This is a genomic window from Pseudoalteromonas sp. TB51 (assembly GCF_000498055.1).
Classification (GTDB): domain Bacteria; phylum Pseudomonadota; class Gammaproteobacteria; order Enterobacterales; family Alteromonadaceae; genus Pseudoalteromonas; species Pseudoalteromonas atlantica.
On the sequence record NZ_AUTO01000236.1, the window covers coordinates 1 to 20,607 of the forward strand.

The 20,607-nt window shown below is 40.6% G+C and carries 18 protein-coding genes, 1 tRNA gene and 2 pseudogenes; 11 read left to right on the forward strand and 10 right to left on the reverse strand.

Annotation, left to right across the window (positions count from 1 at the left end):
• On the reverse strand, nucleotides 1–975 hold a 975-nt coding region (locus L650_RS0113485; protein ID WP_029773442.1), incomplete at its 3' end, for a cation:proton antiporter.
• A gap of 266 nt (nucleotides 976–1,241) precedes the next feature.
• Between L650_RS0113485 and L650_RS0113490 the strand changes: the two genes are divergently transcribed.
• Entirely contained in the window at nucleotides 1,242–1,985 is a 744-nt protein-coding gene (locus L650_RS0113490; RefSeq protein ID WP_029773443.1) for a sporulation protein, read from the forward strand.
• 58 nt (nucleotides 1,986–2,043) lie between these two features.
• A complete protein-coding gene (locus tag L650_RS0113495; protein WP_004587354.1) occupies nucleotides 2,044–2,493 on the forward strand; it encodes a GNAT family N-acetyltransferase in 450 nt (149 codons plus the stop codon).
• A gap of 101 nt (nucleotides 2,494–2,594) precedes the next feature.
• Here L650_RS0113495 and L650_RS0113500 read toward each other — a convergent pair whose 3' ends face one another.
• The 6 genes and pseudogenes from L650_RS0113500 to L650_RS0113525 form a co-directional block, all read right to left on the reverse strand.
• On the reverse strand, nucleotides 2,595–3,947 hold the full coding sequence (locus L650_RS0113500; RefSeq protein ID WP_029773444.1) for a sodium-dependent transporter: 1,353 nt from the start codon (nucleotides 3,945–3,947) through the stop codon (nucleotides 2,595–2,597).
• Nucleotides 3,948–4,418: 471 nt separating this feature from the next.
• Nucleotides 4,419–5,711, reverse strand: coding sequence for a sensor histidine kinase (locus tag L650_RS0113505; RefSeq protein WP_029773445.1), 1,293 nt, complete (start codon nucleotides 5,709–5,711; stop codon nucleotides 4,419–4,421).
• A gap of 17 nt (nucleotides 5,712–5,728) precedes the next feature.
• On the reverse strand, nucleotides 5,729–6,436 hold the full coding sequence (locus tag L650_RS0113510; RefSeq protein ID WP_029773446.1) for a response regulator transcription factor: 708 nt from the start codon (nucleotides 6,434–6,436) through the stop codon (nucleotides 5,729–5,731).
• A 195-nt stretch (nucleotides 6,437–6,631) separates the two neighbouring features.
• Nucleotides 6,632–7,014: pseudogene (locus L650_RS0113515) on the reverse strand (DUF3019 domain-containing protein).
• A pseudogene (locus L650_RS0113520) lies at nucleotides 7,004–7,853 on the reverse strand (MipA/OmpV family protein). Before L650_RS0113520 ends, L650_RS0113515 begins: the two co-directional pseudogenes overlap by 11 nt.
• A gap of 87 nt (nucleotides 7,854–7,940) precedes the next feature.
• Nucleotides 7,941–8,744, reverse strand: a complete 804-nt coding sequence (locus L650_RS0113525; RefSeq protein ID WP_029773447.1) for a hypothetical protein — start codon at nucleotides 8,742–8,744, stop codon at nucleotides 7,941–7,943.
• 115 nt (nucleotides 8,745–8,859) lie between these two features.
• On the opposite strand from L650_RS0113525, the gene L650_RS0113530 reads away from it, so the two are divergent.
• The gene (locus L650_RS0113530; RefSeq protein WP_029773448.1) at nucleotides 8,860–10,005 is read left to right on the forward strand and encodes a serine hydrolase domain-containing protein; all 1,146 of its coding nucleotides are present in this window, start codon (nucleotides 8,860–8,862) and stop codon (nucleotides 10,003–10,005) included.
• Between the two features lie 134 nt (nucleotides 10,006–10,139).
• On the opposite strand, the gene yhbY is transcribed toward L650_RS0113530, so the two are convergent.
• Nucleotides 10,140–10,436, reverse strand: coding sequence for a ribosome assembly RNA-binding protein YhbY (yhbY, locus tag L650_RS0113540; protein WP_004587346.1), 297 nt, complete (start codon nucleotides 10,434–10,436; stop codon nucleotides 10,140–10,142).
• 88 nt (nucleotides 10,437–10,524) lie between these two features.
• Here yhbY and rlmE point away from each other — a divergent pair, with 88 nt between their 5' ends.
• The 8 genes from rlmE to L650_RS0113580 all read left to right on the forward strand — a co-directional run bounded on the left by rlmE (nucleotide 10,525) and on the right by L650_RS0113580 (nucleotide 18,593).
• Nucleotides 10,525–11,154, forward strand: a complete 630-nt coding sequence (rlmE, locus tag L650_RS0113545; RefSeq protein WP_004587345.1) for a 23S rRNA (uridine(2552)-2'-O)-methyltransferase RlmE — start codon at nucleotides 10,525–10,527, stop codon at nucleotides 11,152–11,154.
• A gap of 66 nt (nucleotides 11,155–11,220) precedes the next feature.
• Nucleotides 11,221–13,164 (forward strand): ATP-dependent zinc metalloprotease FtsH, encoded by a 1,944-nt coding sequence (gene ftsH / locus L650_RS0113550; protein ID WP_064386937.1) that lies wholly within the window; start codon nucleotides 11,221–11,223, stop codon nucleotides 13,162–13,164.
• 70 nt (nucleotides 13,165–13,234) lie between these two features.
• The gene (gene folP / locus L650_RS0113555; protein ID WP_029773450.1) at nucleotides 13,235–14,080 is read left to right on the forward strand and encodes a dihydropteroate synthase; all 846 of its coding nucleotides are present in this window, start codon (nucleotides 13,235–13,237) and stop codon (nucleotides 14,078–14,080) included.
• Entirely contained in the window at nucleotides 14,080–15,420 is a 1,341-nt protein-coding gene (glmM, locus tag L650_RS0113560; RefSeq protein ID WP_004587342.1) for a phosphoglucosamine mutase, read from the forward strand. Before folP ends, glmM begins: the two co-directional genes overlap by 1 nt.
• Nucleotides 15,421–15,500: 80 nt before the next feature.
• Nucleotides 15,501–16,250, forward strand: coding sequence for a triose-phosphate isomerase (tpiA, locus tag L650_RS0113565; protein WP_029773451.1), 750 nt, complete (start codon nucleotides 15,501–15,503; stop codon nucleotides 16,248–16,250).
• Nucleotide 16,251: 1 nt separating this feature from the next.
• Nucleotides 16,252–16,599 (forward strand): preprotein translocase subunit SecG, encoded by a 348-nt coding sequence (gene secG, locus L650_RS0113570; RefSeq protein WP_004587340.1) that lies wholly within the window; start codon nucleotides 16,252–16,254, stop codon nucleotides 16,597–16,599.
• Between the two features lie 81 nt (nucleotides 16,600–16,680).
• Nucleotides 16,681–16,759, forward strand: a tRNA-Leu gene (locus L650_RS0113575).
• A 208-nt stretch (nucleotides 16,760–16,967) separates the two neighbouring features.
• Nucleotides 16,968–18,593: a methyl-accepting chemotaxis protein gene (locus L650_RS0113580; protein WP_029773452.1), complete on the forward strand. Its 1,626-nt coding sequence runs from the start codon at nucleotides 16,968–16,970 to the stop codon at nucleotides 18,591–18,593.
• A 226-nt stretch (nucleotides 18,594–18,819) separates the two neighbouring features.
• Here L650_RS0113580 and L650_RS0113585 read toward each other — a convergent pair whose 3' ends face one another.
• Both L650_RS0113585 and L650_RS0113590 read right to left on the reverse strand, forming a co-directional pair.
• The gene (locus L650_RS0113585; protein WP_029773453.1) at nucleotides 18,820–19,227 is read right to left on the reverse strand and encodes a hypothetical protein; all 408 of its coding nucleotides are present in this window, start codon (nucleotides 19,225–19,227) and stop codon (nucleotides 18,820–18,822) included.
• A gap of 12 nt (nucleotides 19,228–19,239) precedes the next feature.
• Entirely contained in the window at nucleotides 19,240–20,385 is a 1,146-nt protein-coding gene (locus L650_RS0113590; protein WP_029773454.1) for a porin, read from the reverse strand.
• Nucleotides 20,386–20,607 lie beyond the last annotated feature (222 nt).

A 20,607-nucleotide genomic window follows, 5' to 3' on the forward strand; every position in this document is an offset into this window, starting at 1 on the left:
GGCTGCCACAGCACACACAATAAGGCCAAACTCACTAAAATTAGCAAGGCTAAATGCAGTGAGTAACGAGGTGCGCGCTCTGAGTTTAAAGGTATTCGTAAACACATAATAAAGTAAGGTTTTAACTGGCAGCACAAATATAAGGATTAACGCTACAATTAATGAATTAGCTGTAAGCTCTGCGTTTAAACCAATACTTAAGAAAAAACCGACCAGCAAAATATCTTTTAAATTAAGCAGAGATTTTGAAAGCTCTCCCGCCTTTTTATGTGGCGCAAACATCATCCCCATAATTAGCGCGCCTAAATCGCCCTTTAAACCTGCAAAATCAAAAGCGTTATAACCGGCTACCAACGCAAAGAAAAAGCCAAATAACGGCAATAGCTCACCATGTTTAGAGCGGTTAAGCACTGCATACATAAGTGGACGTACTAAAGGTAGTGCAATAATTAAAGCAAGAGCCCACATATTAGGTACTTTGCCGGTGCTAATGGCTAAAAATATAACCGCAAAAATATCCTGCATAACTAAAATGCCAATGGCTATTTTTCCGTGTAGGCTTGCCATTTCACCGCGCTCTTCAAGTACTTTTACCGCAAATACAGTGCTTGAAAAGCTTAGCGCAAACCCAACTAATAAGGCACTTTGCCAGCTTAAATCAACAAACATAGGCACAGCAAAAATACCTAGCAGTAATATAAAGCCACTAAATAATGCACTGCTAAAAATAATGTGTAGGGTAGCGGGCGCCCATACTTGGGGCTTGATTAAGTTGTTTACTTTAAGTTTTAAGCCAATACTAAATAAAAGAAGTGTTACACCCAGTGCCGCAATGGTATCGAGTAGTTCGGTGCTTTTATAGCCAGATAAATTTAATGCAAAACCGGCAAGTAAAAAGCCAATAAGGGGAGGAAGTTTTAATTGATAAACACCAAAGCCACAAACAAACGCGGCGGCAAAATAGATTAGTTCCATAATTCTTAATATCACTTCATTTGGGATTGCAGTGTAGCGAAAATTTTATACCATTGAAAATAAAAATAGCCCTAAAAATGAGTGCGTTTAATCAATTACTTGCCCAGCTACGTATAAAAAATGCACATTAAACACGTATTTAATCGTAAATAGCATGTAAATAACATTTTTTCACTGACATTGGCTTTTAAATATGGTTAAGATGCTTTAACGAAGGAGTTTAAGCTTGAGCAACAAACTGAGCCGCTCAGCTTAAGGAGATAGATATGTTTAAAAAGATTTTAGCGTCGGTAGGTATTGGCGCTGCAAAAGTAGATACAATTTTAGAAACTGAGCATCTTCAGCCAGGGCAACTTTTTAACGCTAATATCGTTATAACTGCAGGCGATGTGGCTCAAGAAATTGCTGGCCTTGATTTGTTTTTAATGACTCGCGTTAAAGTTGATGGCGAAGAAGGTGAGTACTTTACTAATCACGTAATTGATCAGTGGCGTATAACCGACATAGGCACCATTGAGCCAGGTGAAGTTAAAAGTATTCCATTTGAAGCGCGCCTTCATCCAGAAACGCCAATTACTGAAATTAATGCCGGTTACAACCAATCACATGTATGGATTGAAACAGGCCTTGATATTGATTTAGCACTAGACCCAACAGATAAAGACCACTTGCATATTTACCCTAACGAAGCAGTTAAAACCTGTATGCAAGCAATGGATAAATTAGGGTTTAGTTTATTAAAAGCTGATGTTGAAAAAGGCCATTTACGTGCGCCTACTTTTCAGTCGGTATCGGGGTGTTATCAAGAGTTAGAATACAAGCCTAATAGCCGCAGCTTATTTGGTATTCAAGAGATTGAATTATCGTTTGTACCAGAAGCACACAAAACGCATGTTTTAATTGAGCTGGATAGAGCATTTAGAGGCGATGGTTATGTTGATTTAACCATAGAGCACGACCATGTGAATTTATCGCAGTTGTGCGACCAATTAGAGCGTTTGTTTGCCTAAGTGATGCGTAGTTTAACTAAACCCAGCTTAGGCTGGGTTTTTTATTTTAGGATTTTATATGTCGTTTAAATGTGCGCATTTTGATGCGCTTGATACGCGTACTTTATTTACGATAATGCGCGGTCGTGTTGATGTATTTGTAGTAGAGCAAACGTGTCCTTACCCTGAGCTTGATGAAGTAGACATTAACCCTAGTACTCAGCATTTATATGCAATTGCAGATAATAGTTTATTAGCTTATGCCCGCTGCTATGAAAAAAATGAGCAGTACAGTGCAATAGGCCGTGTACTGGTTTGCAAAAGTGAGCGAGGTAAAGGGCGGGCAACTGAGCTTGTAAATGCGGCCATAGCATGTTGTAAAAAGCAGTGGCCACAGCGTCATATTTATATAGGCGCACAAACCTATTTATTAGCATTTTATCGCTCTTTTGGCTTTACAGAAGTAGGGGAGCAATACCTAGAAGATGGCATCCCTCATCAAGATATGGTGTTAAATACTCTAAGCTAATTTATTACGAGTAAATTTAAGCTATTAAAAAGCCCACTTAACGCGTGGGCTTTACTTAATTTAGAACTTAACCTGAACTCGGGTTAGTTAAAAATAACGTTTTAACTTAACACCGAATGTAAAAACACAGCACCAATAGCTATAGGGCACACAAACTTAGTGTATACAGGCCATATTTTCCAAAATAGTGTGTTATGAACCTCAGGGTTACCTTGCTGTATTGCTTTTAGTAGTGAGCCACGGTACCAAATCCAGCCAACAAAAATACAACACATCAAGCCAAGTAAAGGCTGAGCAACTTTAGTTGTTAGGGTGATCACTAAACCAAATAAGCTTCCTAAGTTACATACTATGGTAATGCTCACTGCGCTTATTAGCGCGCCAATTAGCCATGTAGCCTGCAGGCGGCTCATTGCAAAGCGCTCCACAGTATACGATACCGGCGCCTCTAACATTGAAATAGAGGAGGTAAGTGCGGCTATACTCATTAGAGCAAAAAATGCAAAGCCTATAAATAAACCCACAGAGCCCATACCATCAAACAATGCTGGTAGCACTTGAAACACCAGTGTGTCTTCAGAGAGAAGTTTGCCTGTAGATGAAAAAATTTCTACGCCTTGAGCTTGTGCGACATACATGGCTGGTATAATTAAAAGGCCCGCTACAAACGCGATAAACACATCTATTAAGGTTACATAAGCGCCTAGCGTGACTAGGTTTTCTTTTTTACTTATGTAAGAGCCATAAATAATCATCACGCTGGTGCCTAATGACAAAGAGAAAAACGCTTGACCGAGTGCACTTACGAGTAAATTTGCATCAAATATAGATGAAAAATCAGGCACTAAATAGGCTTTAAGCCCTTGCATAGCACCTTCTTGGGTCATAACGTAAGCAATTAGGGCAAATAAAATACCTAAAAGAGCAGGCATCAGACGCTTAGACCATTTTTCTATGCCGTTTTCTACGCCACGGCTAATAATAGCCACGGTGAGTATAATAAATATCACTGTAAAAATGATGTTTCGTGAAAGTGACTGCTCACTTAACCACGTTGAAGCTTGGTTTGCACCAGCTAATGTAGTGATAGGTTCAATTGTTGCGCTGAGCATCCAGCCTGCCACAATGGCATAAAAACTTAAAATAAAGCCCGCACATAAAATCCCGCCAAAACCCACGATAAAAGCAAAGCGCTTTTGCCACGCGTGTGATGTTATTTTTGTTAAAGAAGACACCGCATTAGCTTGTCCGTGGCGGCCAATTATAAGCTCAGCCATAAGTGCGGGGTATGCTAAAAAGAACGCGAGTACCAAATAAGCGACTAAAAAAGCGGCACCACCATTGCTTGCTGTTTGGGTAGGAAAACCCCAAATATTACCTAAACCTACTGCAGAGCCTGCGGCGGCCATTATAAATCCAAAGCGAGAGCTAAACTCACCTCTAACTGCGCTCATATTGTTGTACTTCTCTATTTTTTGACGGCGCTGACAATCTACTGGAATTGCAAATAAATAAAAAGTACTTATTTGCCCAATTGTGACAATAATTATCGTCTGGTGTGTCTATCACGCGATGCATTTAATTAATGTTATCAACAGGTTTAGAATAAGGAGTTGATTTTGTGTAATAAATTTTAGGGCCTGTTTACCTTTCGAGGTTAAATTTGCAGCAGTCTGTTTGGTGTTTAGGCAAGGCAGAGCCTATGTAGTGTGGTTGTTCCCCATAAATAGGCGATAACGACGTATAAATGCCAAACAGGCGCTGCCCTAAGGGTTCTGCCTAGGGGCTATTTACTCTTTGTTACTCGGTTTTTACGTAGCCCACTAGGTTACAAACCTCGCGCCGCGATTAAACAGCCCCTAGATAGAACTAATTATAACCCTAAAAGGCCAACAGGCCCTAATTACAGTTGTGTAAATAATATTTTACGAATCGTGATGCTGGCCAATTTTAAGGGTAAAACACGCCCCTTGAAGCCGCGCACTTTTACTAACGCTTACACTGCCGTGATGCCAATCTGCCACTTTTGCAACAATGGCTAACCCTAAGCCATAACTTTTATCAGCACGGTTACGGTGGCTTTCTTCTCTAAAAAACGGGCTAAAAACGTTATTAAAGTTCTCTGGTGCGATACCTGGGCCATCATCTTCAACTGTAATATATAAATAATGCTCATCGCGCTTTGCACTGACATAAATAGTGTCTTTTGCAAAGTCGCAGGCATTGCCAATTAAATTACTAATAGCCCGAGCAAGCCAATGTAAGTCAGCAAAAACCATATCGTCACTACTTTTTAGTTGTATTTTAAGTTGGCTGGTTTCAATTTTAGGCGAAAGCTGAGTAAGTAAGTCTTCAAGATAGTGCGATAAATTAGTTTGCGAGTAGGTGAGCTGGTTGGCATTTTGCTCAAGGGTTGCAAAGGCTAAATAGCTTTTAAGCATCGATTCCATATGATCAAGATCGTTTTCCATACGCACAAGGTATTGCTTAACTTTAGGCATATCTGCGCTGTCGAGCGCAGCATCTAAGCCAAAGCGTAAACATGCGATAGGGGTTCTAATATCGTGCGATAAGCTCGATGCCATTAATTTGTTCTCCGCCACGAGCTTTTCTATTTGGCTAGCCATGCGGTTAAATGTAAGCTCAACATCTCTTATGTAGGTAAAGTGAGAGACCTTTATTCTGGCTTGCACATCTCCTGCGGCAAATTTTTTAGCCGCATCGTTTAATACTGTTAAGCGTTTAGCAAGTGGGGCAATAATAAAGCCCATAAAAATGCAGAGCCCAGCATAAAACAACAAAGTTAAAATAATATCGTTGCGCTGATCTGTTTCAAAGCCTTTATCTAGGCGCATGGAAAGATGATAAGGCGACAATACTTCGCTACTGTAGAGCATATAAAAACCTTGCTGGTCTTCTAAAATAAGGCCGCTTTGGGTATGCATTTGTAGTATTAAAGACGGTGGCAGGGCAAGGGATTCATTGTTTTTGTAATCAAGCTTTACATTAAAGTCGTTTGCCAATTGCTTTACATAAGCTGCGCGCTCTGAGGTCGCTACACTACTCAAATGTTTACTAAAGCCGTTGATCATTTGGCTTTGTAGGCTGAATTCATCATGCGGTGTTTGAGTTTGTTGGCTAAATGCATCGATTAGCCAGCCCAATACAACAATAGAAAGCAGCGCGCTACCGAGTAGTGAAATGTAAAATTTTTTCATTTAAACCACCACGGTTACTATTCCCACGCAGTGGCAACAAGTAAATAACCACGCCCCCAAATTGTTTTAATTTTTTCTGGGTTTTGCGGGTCATCATGAAACTTTTTGCGCAGCGCAGATATTAGTACATCAACACTTCTATCAAGCCCATCGTATTCACGGCCTTTGGTTGCTTTAAACACAGCATCACGCGAGACTACTTGGCCTGCATTACTGGCTAAATAGTGCAGTAGGAGGTACTCAGCACTAGAAATAGCCATATCTTGATTATTAAGCGTTACACTGCGTGATTGAGTATCAATACTGAGTGCGCCTACAGTAATCACACTCTCGTTAGTGGCTACTTTAGTCGGTTCGCTGGTAAGGCGCAGTGCTGCTTTTATACGGGCAAGTAATGCGCGAGGGCGCACAGGTTTCATGATGTAATCACTCGCACCTACTTCTAAACCAATTACTTCATCCATTTCATCATCGCGGGCGGTCAGCATAATAATGGGCGCGGTGTAAAAGCTACGTAGCTCTCTGCACACACTTATACCGTCTTGGCCTGGCAGCATAATGTCGAGCAGCACAATGTTAGGGTTTAAGTTTTTTACCTGGCTTATTACTTCATCGCCGCGGTGGCAAACATGGGTGGTATAGCCTTGCTCGGTTAAGTACTCTGCAACCCATTGGGCTAAAGAGGTGTCATCTTCAACTAATAAAATAGTGCCGTAATTATCCATAAAGCTTCCTTAGTGTTAGAGGGTTGCCGTGTGTGGATTGAAACTCGCCCTTAAATAACCCTAAGGGCTGCATAAGTTTGGGATTTGTGCTGCGTTAGTGCCTATTTAGGTGAACGACCACACTTTATAAACGCTGACTTACTTAATTACCAAACACATTGCTGTAAAATCAATCACGAAAGGTCACACCTCTAATTAGAACAAGCGCCAGCGGCGTTTTTTTGTCTATTTTGATAAACCCACTGCAGTTTAACCTCTGTTGTGGCAATAACTTGGGCTGTATTACTATCAAACAATTCAAAAGAAATACTTTGCTGGGAGTCGAAGGTATATTCAAATACGCCTTGTTGCTGCTTTAACCAGCATTGCATTATATATTTTGATGTTGCGTCTCTTAGGCAGTAATTACCAATAGTTGGTTGCTGCCAGCTAAGCGTTACATCAGCGTAGCAATTACGGCCCTCACGTAGTGCAACACAAGTGTCGGGCAGCGCAATTAATGGGGCTGTTTTATCTGTGGTTTTAGCAGATGAAATAGCAGGGAAGATCAATAATAAACAGATCCATCTAAAATACATAACGTAGGCCTACCTTGGCTTTATGTTGATACCCTTGAGAAATAATGGGGCTGTCGTCTATTTCTTTTGAAAACCATGTTGTTAACCAGCCAGACAAAAACACCCAATCTTGAGAAATAGGGTACTCAGCATGAAACTCAAACATAATACTGGTGCTGCCATTAGGGGTGTAAATAGGGCGATTAGCGGTGGCTTCGTCTGCATCTATACCAAAGTAATAGTTAGTAAAACTGCCCGAATAAGCGCTAATACCCACCCCAGATCTAAACTCCCAATTACGCCATGGCAAAATATGGCTAAAAAAGGNCCCAGCCATTATGTGTACCTGTAATATCATGTAAAAACTCAAACGAAATTTGCGAGTTTTCAAAGCGGCGCGTTAACCTTAGCCCAGCATCAAAATCGTAATTACGCGATTTTATACCCGCAAGCTCTTCTATTACACCGTGGTTGTAAAAACCTAAGCCTTTGTCATCAAAGCCAGCTTGAGTATTGGTGCCTAATATATCCAAGCCCCAATCAAATTTATCTATAAGGCTGTAACCCACAACTAAGCCGCCGCTTAACTGGTTATGATCAAAGTCGAGATAAAAGTTTTCGTAGGAAATAGCCAGGCTTAAATCGAGTTCAATGCCATCGTCATAGGAATCAAGGCCAATTAGGTAAGAATCTTCTACATAATAACCAGCCCCAGCGCTCCAATCCCACGCAAAACCTTGGGTGGGCTCTAGCGTGTTATCAGCATAGTATCGATTGCTTGCCTGGCTTTGAAAGCTCAAAAAACTGGCGCAAAGCAATACGCTATTAATAAAAGTATGCTGTAAGAAAGCGTTTTTCATCCCTGGGGACCTAATTATTATTTGTTATTAAGCGTATTATATTGGTAAGTGAATCCTTGAATCTGTAAAAAAATGTAGTTTTTTACGTTATTGCACTTTTATTTTATCAATTAAAATACTGCTTAAGTAATATTGCATCATAGGCGTTAAGGCACTCACCTCTGTACGCGTACATGGGCCTTGTAGTTTAGTTAAGCTGCTTAATTTAGTAATGGTTTTAAAGGGCGGTACAGTTACTTCCTTACCTGCGCGCGCTATACGGGCTTGCTCGGTATTTTGTTGATGTACAAATGTTGCCACTTCTAACTCATTAGTAATTTTTTGCTCTTGGGCAAAGCTAAACAATAAAGGCTCACGGTGGAAGCTTGCGCTGTCTATTGATGATTTTGCAAACCATACCACATCGCCAGAGGCGCGGTGCGTAATGCGCATGCTCACTTGCGCTAGTATGGTGGCGCATTGTTGAGTAGGGTATTGCTGCGCTACTTTGGCAAATAAAGGGTACGGGTTTTCAGGTTGAGTTAACGCATATTTTGTATCGTCAGTAAATGCTAAATCTAACTGATGGATAGCTAACGTGTAGTCACTGTTTTTGCTATCAGTCACTTCTAAGCCTTTATCGTTCAAGGCTTGGGTTATTTGCTTTAATAGCGTGTCTGTTACGCTTGCTTTATCGGTTGTAATACGCACTGTTTGGCCGCGTGTTACTTTGTGCGCCGGTAACTGTACAGACTTAACTTTTGGCGATGCGTGCTCTGTTTTATACTCAAGCTGGTAAGTTTCGCTCTTTAATGTTGGCTTTAACGGTAAAGCCAAAGGCTCGGCCGGCTGTTTGGTAATTGCACAACCTGCTGATAATAATATAAAAAGTGATACAACTATAAAACGCATAAATACTTAACATCCACTTAAAAAGCCAATAATCGCAACATTGTACGTTAGTCCTATCAAAACTTCATGATATTATGCACATAGATGTAGTTAAAAAAGAATAAATTTGTAACGAATGAAGTATCTCACTAATTTTATGTACGTTTGGGTCGCTATTTGTCTATCTATACCGCTTCTGGCAATAGCTAAAGCAGACTCAAGCTGGGATGGATTCGTAAAACAGTATGGACGCTACGCAGAAAAAAAACTCAACAGTAAAGGTATTCCTGGCGCTGCGCTTTCGATAGTGAGTATTGGTAACGCTGATTATATCCACACCATGGGCCGCACTAAGGCAAGAAGTGGCACACAGGTTAACCGCCACACCCGCTTTAGGTTGGCTTCTGTGTCAAAAACATTTGCAGGGTCGTTAACTGCAAAGCTTGCAAGTGAAGGGTTAATAGATTTATTTAAACCGGTAAGTGAGTATATACCTGCCTTTAAAGGCACGGTTTATAAAGATAATTTAAAAGTATTTCACTTATTAAGCCACTCCAGCGGTTTGGTTCCTAATGCGTATGACAATTTAATTGAATCAAGAATGAATTACCCCGATATTGTCGAAAAGCTATTAACAGTAAAGCCCATTTGCGAACCAGGCCAATGCTATGGCTATCAAAATGTGATGTTTAGTTTAATTGATGATGTAATTTACAGCAGTACCAATAAAAAATATGACCAATGGCTGCAAGAGGGGATTTTTACACCATTAAAAATGAGCGATACCAGCTTAGGCTACGATGCAATGGTGCAGGATAAAAATTATGCGCTGCCGCATGTTAGAGGCAAAAAACGTTGGTACACAGCCAAGCTGAAAAAAAACTATTATAAAGTCGGCCCAGCTGCGGGCGTAAATGCAAGTGCCACCGATATGGCAAAATGGTTAAATGCGCAATTAGGGCAAAACCTAGATGTACTTTCTTTAGATGCACTTGCTACACAAACACGTCCTTATACACTTACAAAAAAAGAGCGTTATAGACGAGTATGGAAAAAGGAATTAGAACAAGCTTATTATGGATTAGGCTGGCGTGTTTATAACTATAACGATGAAACGCTTTATTATCATAGTGGCTGGGTGCAAGGCTATCGCAGTGACTTGGTGGTTATACCCCATTTAAATGTGGGTTTTAGCTTGATTGTTAACGCGGAAACAGGCGTGATAAATGAATTAACTACTGAATTTTTAGACCGTTTATTAAAATACAAACGCACTAAATAAAACAGGCCTAAAATTGCTTAAAAAGCGCAGTGCTTTAAATTTATTGTTTAAAGGTAAAAAGCATAAATAAGCACATATGATAAAAAACCAGCTTAATGCTGGTTTTTTTATAAAAAGCTCACTGCACAATTAACTTATGCGCGTGGTAATTGAATCTTTTTTTCTGCACTTTGACGATACAATACAACAGTGTGACCTATTGTTTGTAGCTTAGTAGCGCCGGTTTCACGAACGATTGCATCAAAAATAAGTGCTTTTGTTTCACGATCGTCAGTAGGTACTTTTACTTTAATCAATTCGTGAATTTCTAATGCACTTTGAATTTCGACTACTACGCCCTCGGTTAAACCGTTAGAACCTAGTAAAACTACAGGCTTAAGGCTATGCGCCTGACCTTTTAAAAACTGCTTTTGTTTGTTTGATAATGTCATGTTTATACAAATTTTGCTGAATATGGCTTGAATTAAGGGTATTCTAACGCCATCTAAAGAATATTACTAATTAGTTGCGTGTTAATTTATGACAAATAAAAAACATTCAGCCAGTTCAAAGCGATGGCTGAAAGAACATTTTGATGATCAATATGTTCAGCAAGCGCAAAAAAAAGGCTGGCGTTCTCGAGCTGTTTTCAAATTAGATGAGATCCAAAATAAAGATAAACTGCTTCGCCCTGGTATGACCGTTGTTGATTTAGGTGCTGCACCTGGCAGCTGGTCACAATACTTAGCCGAGAAAGTATCTGATAAAGGTCAGGTTGTTGCGTGTGACATATTACCTATGGACTCACTTGCGGGGGTTGACTTTTTACAAGGCGATTTTCGTGAAGAAGCCGTACTTGATGCATTGTTAAAACGCATTGATGGTAAAAATGTTGATGTGGTACTCTCTGACATGGCGCCAAATATGAGCGGTAATAACTCGGTAGATCAAGCGGGTAGCATGTATTTGGTAGAATTAGCACTTGATATGTGTCATCAAGTATTAAAGAAAAATGGTGCATTTGTTGTTAAAGTGTTTCAAGGTGAAGGCTTTGATCAATACTTGCAAGACGTTCGTAATAGTTTTAAAGCAGTGAAAATACGCAAACCTGATGCCTCACGTGCCCGTTCTCGGGAAGTATATATAGTAGCGACCGGCTACAAACTGTAGTACAGTTGCTTGGCGTTTAGTTGAATTTAAATTAATTGGATACAAGAGGTTAACCCCTTGAGCGATATGGCGAAAAATCTAATACTCTGGCTGGTTATTGCAGTTGTGCTAATGTCAGTATTTCAGAGCTTTAATGGCGGCGATCAAGTTGATCGTCAAACAAGTTACACTCAATTTGTAAAAGACGTGCGTAGCGGCTCTTTACAAGAAGTTATTATTGACCGTGGAACAGGTAATATTACAGGTACTAAAAGCAGTGGTGAGCGTTTTCAAACCACAATGCCAATGTACGATGAAGACTTAATTAATGATTTACTTAAAAATGATGTAAATGTGAAAGGCGTTCAGCCTGAAGAACAATCGTTTTTAGCAAGTATTTTTATCTCTTGGTTCCCAATGTTGCTGCTTATAGGGGTATGGATATTCTTCATGCGTCAAATGCAAGGCGGTGGCGGTAAAGGCGCAATGTCGTTTGGTAAAAGCAAAGCGCGCCTGATGAGCGAAGACCAAGTTAAAACAACTTTTGCTGATGTAGCAGGTTGTGATGAAGCAAAAGACGACGTAACAGAGTTAGTAGACTTTTTACGTGACCCTTCTAAGTTCCAAAAACTTGGTGGTAGTATTCCTAAGGGCGTACTAATGGTGGGTCCTCCTGGTACGGGTAAAACATTACTTGCAAAAGCCGTAGCCGGTGAAGCAAAAGTACCGTTTTTCACCATTTCAGGTTCTGACTTTGTTGAAATGTTTGTTGGTGTGGGCGCATCGCGTGTACGTGACATGTTTGAGCAAGCTAAAAAGGCTGCACCCTGTATTATCTTTATAGATGAGATTGATGCTGTAGGTCGTAAGCGTGGCGCTGGCATGGGCGGTGGACACGACGAACGTGAACAAACACTAAACCAAATGCTAGTAGAAATGGATGGTTTTGAAGGTAACGAAGGTATTATCGTTATAGCGGCAACTAACCGCCCTGACGTACTAGACCCTGCATTACTTCGTCCTGGTCGTTTTGACCGTCAAGTAGTGGTTGGTTTGCCTGATATTCGTGGCCGTGAGCAAATTCTTAAAGTACATATGCGTAAAGTGCCATTAGGCGATAACGTAGAAGCGGCAGTTATTGCACGTGGTACGCCTGGTTTCTCTGGTGCTGATTTAGCAAACCTTGTAAACGAAGCCGCACTTTATGCCGCACGTGGTAATAAACGTGTTGTAAGTATGGCTGAGTTTGATGCTGCTAAAGATAAAATCATGATGGGTGCAGAGCGCAAGACCATGGTGATGAGTGAGCAAGAGAAAGAAATGACGGCTTACCATGAAGCGGGTCATGCTATTGTTGGCCGTATGGTGCCAGAGCACGACCCAGTTTATAAAGTGTCGATTATTCCACGTGGCCGTGCCCTTGGTGTAACTATGTACCTACCTGAACAGGACCGTGTTAGCCATTCTAAAGAGCTTTTAGAGTCAATGATTTCAAGCCTTTACGGTGGCCGAATTGCTGAAGCACTTATTTATGGAGAAGACAAAGTAACAACGGGTGCGAGTAACGACATTGAGCGTGCAACAGATATTGCACGTAAGATGGTAACGCAGTGGGGCTTGAGTGAAAAACTAGGTCCGTTACTTTACGCTGAAGATCAAAACGAAATGTACATGGGTGGCGGCGGTGGTCGCGCAATGAGCATGTCTGATGAAACAGCTAAAGTAATTGATGCCGAAGTACGCTTATTCTCAGACCGTAATTATCAAAGAGCAGAAGATATATTAAAAGAAAATATTGATATTCTTCATGCGATGAAAGATGCATTAATGAAATATGAAACAATTGATGCTAAACAAATTGATGATTTAATGGCGCGTCAGCCTGTGCGTGAACCACGTGATGCACACGACCGTTTAGACGATAAGCCAACTAAAACAGTCGCACCTCAAGAAAAGCCGGTTGATGAAAGCCAAAAATCGGATGATTCATCGAAAAAAGATGAAACAAACCTTGATGATAAAGCTGAATAATCGTTAAAATAATACTTTAAAAGCCCCGTACTTCGGGGCTTTTTTGTATCAAATAACTAAAAGGTTGGCGATGACTAACATAATAAACCTTCCCCGTGGGCGTAAACTTAATTTAGAAAAACCATGTGTGATGGGTATTTTAAATGTGACCCCAGATTCATTTTCTGATGGTGGAAAGTTTTTAGATACAGCGCACGCGGTGCAACAGGCAATGCAGTTGCTAGACGAGGGTGCAACTATCATTGATATTGGCGGGGAGTCTACACGCCCAGGCGCGCCAGATGTTAATTTAGACGATGAACTTAATCGTGTGATACCTGCAATAAAAGCCATTAGAGCTAAAAGTGACTGCGTTATATCGGTAGATACCAGTAAAGCGCAGGTCATGGAGCAGGCGATTTTAGCAGGTGCTGATATAGTTAACGACGTACGTGCATTACAAGAGCCCCACGCACTTAGCACACTCGCTAAGTATCCCGATGTAGCAATTTGTTTGATGCATATGCAAGGGCAGCCACGGACAATGCAAAGTGAACCCACTTATACTGACTTGCTAGCGCAAATTAACCTCTTTTTTGAGCAGCGTATAAGCGCATGCGAAACAGCGGGTATTAAGGTGGAGCAACTTATCCTCGACCCAGGTTTTGGCTTTGGCAAAACCCTAGAGCATAATTTTGAAATACTTGCTAAATTTAATGCATTTAATAAATTTGCACTACCGCTTTTAGCAGGTCTTTCACGCAAGTCGATGATAGGTAATTTGCTAAACAGAAAAACAGATGAGCGATTAGCGGGCAGCTTAGCCGGTGCGCTAATTGCCGCGCAAAATGGCGCAAAAATTATTCGTGTACACGATGTAAAAGAAACAGCAGATGTGCTTGGTGTACTCCAAGCTTGCGAAAAAGGAGCTTTATAATGAGCGAAAGAAAATATTTTGGTACCGATGGGGTACGTGGTTTAGTGGGCACGGCTCCAATTAACCCTGAGTTTGCAATGAAATTAGGCTGGGCCGCAGGTCGAGTTTTGTCTCTAAGTGGAACAAAAAAAGTAATTATAGGTAAAGATACCCGTATTTCAGGTTACATGCTAGAAACCGCGCTTGAAGCTGGTTTAATTGCCGCAGGAATAGATGTCGTACTGCTTGGGCCAATGCCAACGCCCGCTGTTGCATATTTAGCGCAAACGTTCAGAGCCGAAGCAGGTATTGTAATTAGTGCATCGCATAACCCATATTACGATAACGGGATTAAGTTTTTTAATGGCCAAGGCTTAAAATTGGATGACGACGTTGAGCTACAAATTGAAGCGATGCTTGATGAACCAATGACCTGTGTTGCCTCAGATAAACTTGGTAAAGCCTCGCGCTTAGTAAGTGCTGATGGGCGCTATATTGAATTTTGTAAAAGCCAATTTCCACAAGGCTTATCACTTGAAGGTTTAAAAGTTGTACTAGATTGTGCCAATGGCGCAACCTACCATATTGCTCCGTCGGTAATGCGTGAGCTAGGCGCTGAAGTGATTACTCATGCATGTGAGCCTAATGGGGTGAATATAAACCATGAATGTGGTGCTACACACGTTGATACGTTAAAGCGCAAAGTGCTAGAGCACAAAGCTGATGTGGGTATTGCTTACGATGGTGATGGTGATCGCGTAATGATGGTTGATCACAACGGTCGCGTATTTGACGGTGATGACTTAGTTTACATTATTGCCTGTCAAGCGGCTGAAGATCATATGCTAGGTGGTGGTGTTGTTGGCACGGTTATGTCGAACATGGGGCTTGAAAATGCATTAAAAGCAAAAGGAATTGAATTTGCGCGCAGTAAAGTTGGCGACCGTTATGTAATGGAAATGCTGCAGCAAAAAGGGTGGAGAATTGGCGGTGAAAGCTCAGGCCATGTATTAAACCTCGATTTAATCACCACGGGTGATGGTATCATTTCAAGCCTTCAGGTATTGGCTGCAATGGTGGCTCAAAATCGCACATTACAAGATTTAGGGGCTGGTTTTACAAAGTACCCAATGAAAATGATTAATGTACGTTACACACCTGGCACAGACCCTACACAAGCACCAGAAGTACAAGATGCGGTTGCGCAAGTAGAGCAAGCTTTAGGCGAAAAAGGCCGTGTTTTACTTCGTAAATCAGGCACTGAACCGGTAGTACGTGTTATGGTTGAAGCCGAACAAGAAAAAATAGTCATAGACAGCGCGCAAAAAATTGCAGCAGTTGTCGAATCTATGAGCAAATAAACTGATTGAGAACAATAACCTCTTGTAACTTAGGGCGAGAAAAGTTAATATCTCGCCCGCTTTCTAATCTGGAGTGGAAAATGGCAATACGTAAGGCAATGGTCGCAGGCAACTGGAAAATGAATGGCTCTTTAGAGCTTGTCACTCAACTGTCTGATGCCATTAACAGTGTTAAATCAAATGAGATAGACATTGTTTTATTTCCTCCATTTCCATTAGTATCAGCACTGGTTGACAGTGGTGTTACCACGGGTACCCAAACGCTCAGTGAAAATACCCCAGGCGCCTTTACCGGTGAAGTGGATGCTCAGCTTATTAAAGATTTAGGTGCTAAGTACGTACTCGTAGGTCATTCAGAGCGACGCAGTATTTACAAAGAAAGCAATGCAACCGTAGCCGCAAAATTTGCCCGTGCACAGCAAGTGGGGCTAACACCTATCTTGTGTATTGGTGAAAGCGAGAGCGAACAAGAAAACGGTCAAACCGAACACGTGGTTGCTGCACAAATTGATGCAGTAATTGGGAAATTAGGTGTAGCAGCACTGAAAGATTCTGTGATAGCATACGAGCCCGTTTGGGCCATAGGCACAGGTAAGACTGCATCGCCAGAACAGGCACAAGCTGTTCATAAATTTATCCGTGACAAAATTGCTTCATTAGATAGCGATTTAGCACAAGGGCTTACCATCTTATATGGTGGTAGCGTTAACGAAAAAAATAGCGAATTATTATTTGCACAACCAGATATAGATGGCGGCCTTATTGGCGGTGCTAGTCTAAAAGCAGATTCGTTCACTGCAATCTGTAACAGTGCAAAAGGGACCGTATAAGATGTACGAAATTTTATTAGTAGTTTATTTAGTTGTTGCTTTAGCTTTAGTTGGTATGGTTTTAATCCAGCAAGGTAAAGGCGCAGACATGGGTTCTTCATTTGGCGCCGGTGCTTCGGGCACAGTTTTTGGCTCATCAGGTGCAGGTAACTTCATGACCAAAACAACAACAAGCTTAGCAACAGTGTTTTTTGTTTTAAGTATTGTGTTAGGTAACTTAACTGCCGGTCAAATTAAAAAGACCGATGAGTGGGAAAACCTCGAAGCAGCACCTGCAGTAGAAACTGTAGCGCCAGCAGAAGAAGACGTACCTGTTACTCAACAGCAGAGCTCTGACGTACCAAACTAATTTAGCGAAAGCTAACGTTAAACGACTTATACTCCTCAAGTAAGTCAATAAGTTTAACACCTAAGCGAAAGCTTAAAAAATGCGGATGTGGTGGAATTGGTAGACACGCTACCTTGAGGGGGTAGTGCTTTCGGGCGTGGGGGNCCCCCCATCCGCACCAAATTATAAAACCAGTAGCAGCAATGCTACTGGTTTTTTTATGGGAAATTCTCCATTTGCTCACTTATTAATCGTTAAATCCTTTTTGCGTTTATTAGTTGTTTAAAACTCGCTGTATTTGTAAAAAAACTAGAAATATTACAAATTTAGTTAACACTTATAGGTAATAAGCCGATAATAGATATAGACAACAAAATAAGGTATACACAATGGCTTCAGGCTTCTCTTTTCAAAACCTCAGCATAAGTAAAAAAATACATGCGATTACCAGCATTGCGGTTGTAGCATTTTTAGCAATCGTTTTGATTAATTACTTTGCAATGAATGACAATAGAATCGCACTTGATGAAATGGAAAAGTCTTCATATCAGGTTGTTAAGTTAACATCAGCAAATGTAAGTCTTTTAGAAAAGCTCGATGAGCTTTATACGCAAGCAGTTACATTTGGTGAGCAGGAGTTAGTAGAGAAAGCAGCTGATACATACAATGCACTAAGCAACAACATAAATGCGGTTGAGCAAATAAACGCTTCGTATATTCACAGTGACACGAAAGTTCAGTTAGCAAACTACGAAAAAATATCAGCCAGTATTGCCAATGGCATGGTAAATGGAACAGCTGACTTCAGTAAAATTCAGCAACAAGCACAAAGAAAAACAGCACTGTATAATGATGTGCTTGAAAAGTTTAAAACCGCTCAAGCAAAAGCAGACGATCGCTTTTTTGAGTTAGTTGCAAGTACTAAAGAGCGTTCTGATCACGCACTAACACTTATGTTGGTGGTATCTATTATTTCGTTAATTTTACTGCTATTTATGGCTATTTGGATTGCTAAACGTATTGCTGCCTCTGCAAGTGATGCCGCTAATAACCTGAGTCTACTCGCAAACGGTAAAGGGTCGCTGAGCACTAATCTGAGCGTAAATTCAGAGGATGAAATTGGTCAAGTATCAATTAACTTCAACTCCTTCATCGCTTTGCTGAAAAAAACAGTACTTGAAGTAATCGCGGTATGTGAGCCACTAATGGAGAACTCAACTCGCTTAGTGCAAGGTATGGAGCAGGCTGAACGCGCAACCACAAAGCAAACAACAGAGGCTGAGGTGGTTAAACAGTCTATGGAAGAGATGAAGCAAAGCGTGGGTGATATTTCTCAATCGGCGGCAAGTGCATCAAATGCAGCGCAAACAGCAGAAAAAGAGGTAGAACAAAGCAGAACTCAAGTTCAAATGTCAGTCACCGCCTCACGTACGTTAAGTGATGAAATAAATCAAGCCGCCTCAACTATCAATAAGTTAGCTGATGATACAAAAAATGTGTCTCAAATTCTTAATGTGATTACATCTATTGCTGAACAAACTAATTTATTAGCTTTAAATGCTGCTATAGAAGCGGCTCGTGCAGGTGAGCACGGTAGAGGCTTTGCCGTGGTTGCGGATGAAGTAAGAGAGCTTGCATCACGTACAGCACATTCAACGAATGAAATTCGTGAGTTACTAAGCACCTTGACTGAGGCTGCAAATGAGTCTGTGACGGCGATGACATCAGCGCGAGATATGGCCACAGATAACGCAACAGCCGCAGAGAAAACTGGCGTTTCGATAGAAAAAATTGCAGAGCAAATGTTAGAAATAAATGGTATGAACTCACAAATCGCCGCTGCAACAGAAGAGCAAACATCGGTTGCTGCGATGGTTGTAGAAAATGTGACGAATATGCATGAATCGTTTGAAGACACCATGGACTCACTCGCGGCGGTAAGGGATGTAGCGAAAAACCTACACTACCTTTCAGATAACCTTTTAGATGCCACTGCGAAATTTAAAATTGAGTAATATTAACCCGTAATAATACTTAATCATTTTAGAGGCTAAGCTAGGCGGTAGCTGCATTAAAAAATCGTTATTTAGCGCAACTAAATAATGATTTTTTTGCCTAGCTATCTACACACTTGTCCGCCACTCAATTGCTTATTTGTTTAAGCATATTAGTATATAGCCGTAATATTTAGATATAAAAAAACCACCTAATCGGTGGTTTTTTTATATCTAGCTACCACGCTTAAAACGTAGCAACTACCTTAACTTTATCTGTTGCCTTACTACTGTCTATGTAACCAATTGAGTCGCCATTACTAGCAACAAAATCAATAACAGCTTGGTCAGAATCAAATTTCTCTGGAGGTGTACCTTTACCGGTAAAAACAAGTTTTGACCAATAGGCATTTAATTGGCTACTTGATTTACCAACTACTTTAGAATTGAATTCATCAGCAACAGCGGTACCGTTTTGAGTGGCTGGGCTCACTTTATTACCGTTAGCAAATGACTTTGCTTTTCCTAGGTAAATCTTTTTAATAGTATCGCCATCAAGTGCACTTGCATTGCCAGGGTTTACTATTACCGCAACTTCAGCATAGGCGCTAAACGCACATACCGACAGTACACTGGCTAGGATTAATTTTTTCATATTTCGCTCCAATTAGAATACTAAGTCAACGCCGACAGCTACTACATCAGTTTCAATGTTTGTTATGTCGTCATCTAAGCGACTAAAGTCGATTTTAAATGCAGCTGACGGGTGGAAGTCATAACGGGCGCCGATGGTGTAAACATTACTTTTTGCTTTAGAGCCTTCTAATGCTGAATTTATACCTGCATTTAATTGCGGCACAGCTGTAAGTGAATCATAACGGTTGTTATCGTGTTTATCGTCGTTGTTTTCATAGGTAACGTGAACAAGCCACTCATCCATACGATAGCCTAGAGAGGTATAGTATTGAGTTTGCTCAGCTAAAGCGCTGTTATCGACTTCAAACTGAGTATACTCTGCATCAAATAAAATATTGTTGTAGTCGATTGAAAAGCCAAGTGCGAAAAATGCTCCATCGTCTTCATCTACAGCAATGCTATCTGCTTGATCAGTGAAACCCGAGCTGCGAAGAGTTGCCTCTAGGCCATTAAGGGCGATACCAGCATCAGTATCATTTTCAATGTCAATGGTGGTCTCTGCCACAAAATAGGCAACACGTGCGCTAAACCAATCGTAACTAAGTGACCAGTTAAGACCAGCGATATCATTAAGCTCAGTTTCACCATTGACCGACACTACTGCGATATTATCTTCAAAGCTACCATATATGACTTGAAGACTTGAGTCCCAATCACCGATTTGTGATGTATATAGTAAGCTCAACCCTTCGTAAGTAGAAAATGGTAAATTGTAAACCGATTGAGGAGGGCGAACCCAGCGGTAAGTGTAACCTACATCTAGAAAGTCAGAGTATTTGTAAAATGGCGCACGCATTTTACCAGCGCTGAGTTGTACTTCATCACTAAACTCATAAGTTAAATACGCCCATTCAAAATCTGCATCAAAGTCATTCTCGCCGCGAGCCACAATTTGCGCTGTTGCGCTGAGCTTTTCCTGAAGATCGGCAGATAGTTGTAATGCAAATACACTCTCATTTTTAAATGAGATATCGTCATCATATCCGTATAAAGTTTGATCACTGTCTAGACTTTTGCCACCCACTATAGATGCAAAGCCATTTATACGAACTTCAGCACTCGTGTAACTAGATGCAAGTGCGGCACATATTGCTACTGCTACAGATAGCTTTTTCATATGTATTTCCTATTTGTTATTTAGATGTTGATTTCATGGGGATTATAGAAGTGATTTTAATTTTTATCTAATAATTTTAGCTAGTTACTAAAAAAGAAGTCAGCATTTAGTTTATATTAAAGTTTACAATTGTTAATTTTGAGTTTTTTGTAATCAAAGTTGTTGATTTAATTAAAGTTAAAAATTATTTAAATTTATTAAAGTTGTTTATCTAATAATTTA